Origin of the sequence: Streptomyces qinglanensis (genome assembly GCF_900111245.1) — a bacterium.
GTDB lineage: Bacteria > Actinomycetota > Actinomycetes > Streptomycetales > Streptomycetaceae > Streptomyces > Streptomyces qinglanensis.
On sequence record NZ_FOGO01000032.1, the window covers coordinates 1 to 1838 of the forward strand.

Annotated in this window: 1 protein-coding gene; it reads right to left on the reverse strand. The window is 71.9% G+C overall.

Annotation, left to right across the window (positions count from 1 at the left end):
* The coding region (locus tag BMX65_RS31105; RefSeq protein WP_143081910.1) for a non-ribosomal peptide synthetase at positions 1–1838 on the reverse strand (1838 nt) is incomplete at both ends.

A 1838-nucleotide genomic window follows, 5' to 3' on the forward strand; every position in this document is an offset into this window, starting at 1 on the left:
GCGGGCAGTGCCTTGCGGTCCAGCTTCCCGTTCGGCGTCAACGACAACCGATCCAGCACCATCACCGCCGACGGCACCATGTACTCCGGCAATCCCTCTGCCAGCCGAGCGACGAGTGTCGCCGGATCGAGGGCGACGGCAGCCCCTTCGGACTTCTCCGGCACGACGTACGCGACGAGTCGCTGGTCACCGGGCACGTCCTCACGCGCCACCACCGCCGCCTCCCGCACACCCCCGCAGCCGGCCAGCACCGACTCGATCTCCCCCGGCTCGATCCGGAAGCCCCGCAGTTTCACCTGCTCATCCGCACGGCCGGCGAACTCAAGTCGGCCGTCGGTGCTCCAGCGGGCCAGGTCGCCCGTGCGGTACATCCGCGCGCCCGGCTCGAAGGGAGAGGCCACGAACCGCTCCGCCGTCAGGCCCGCACGGTCCAGATAGCCGCGAGCGAGCCCGGGACCCGACACATACAGCTCGCCCGACACGCCCGCGGGAACCGGTCGCAGGCCCGCGTCGAGCACGAACAGGCGAGTGTCGGCCACCGGCCGTCCGATCGGGACGACGCCGCCGGAAGACGGCTCGCCGTCGGTCACGGTGTGGGTGGAGACGCAGACCGTGGCCTCGGTCGGACCGTACGCGTTGAGCACGCGGCGTCCCGCGGACCAGCGGGCCGCCAGCTCCGGCGGACACACCTCTCCCCCGGCCACCACGGTCTCCAGGCGGGGGAGGGCCGACTCGACCCCGTCGAAGGTGAGTGCGCGCAGCACCGAGACCGGAAGCTGCACATGGGTGACCTCCGCATCGGCCAGCAGCCGCAGGAGGGCCTCACTCGAAAGCTGCCCCGGTTCGGGAAGGACGAGCGCGGCACCCCCGGCGAACGCGGTGCACAGATCACCGAAAGCCACGTCGAAGCTGGACGAGGCGAACTGCAGCACCCGGCTCCCCGGGGACACGCCCAGCCGGCGCACCTGGGTGCGCGCCAACGCGGCGACCCCCGTGTGTGTGACGACCACGCCCTTCGGGGTGCCGGTGGAACCGGACGTGTAGATGACGTAGGCCGGGTGGTGGAGGGCGGCGCCGCGCGGCGGGTCGGTCTCCGGTCGGCCGGACACGTCCTGTGCCATGGCGTCCGGGTCCAGGACCAGCACCGGCTGTGCGTCCTCCAGCATGAAGTTCCGGCGGTCCCGCGGGAGGTCGGGGTCCAGCGGCAGATAGGCGCCGCCCGCCTTCGACACCGCCAGGACGGCGACGACCATCTCCACCGACCGCGGCAACTCCACCCCCACCAACACCTCAGGCCCCACACCACGACCGATCAGCCAGTGCGCCAGCCGGTTCGCCCGCGCGTTCAGCTCCCCGTAGCCGACTCGCGTGCCGGCGAACAACACCGCGGTGGCCTCGGGAGTGCGGCGGGCCCGGGCTTCGAACAGTCCGGCCAACGTCTCGGCTGGGGCCTCGACCGACGTACCGTCGTTCCGTTCGGCGGACGTGTCGTTCCACTCGGACAGGATCCGGTCCCGCTCCGGCCCGGTCAGCAGCTCGGCCCGGCCGATCGGGGCCGAGGGATCCGCCACCAGTTGCTCCAGCAGCCGCACCCACCGCATGGCGAAGCCCTCGACCGTGGAGCGGTCGTAAAGGGCCTCGGCGAACTCGGCGAGTGCCTCGATGCCGGTCGGCTCGCCCGTGTCGTCGTACCGCTCGATGACGTTGACCGCCAGGTCGGTCTTGGCCACGCCCAGATCGACGCCCTCGGCCTCGACGTGGAGGCCGGGGAGTTCGAAGGAGCCCTCCTGGGCGTTCTGGAGCCCGAGGATGACCTGGAAGAGCGGGTGGTGGGAGGT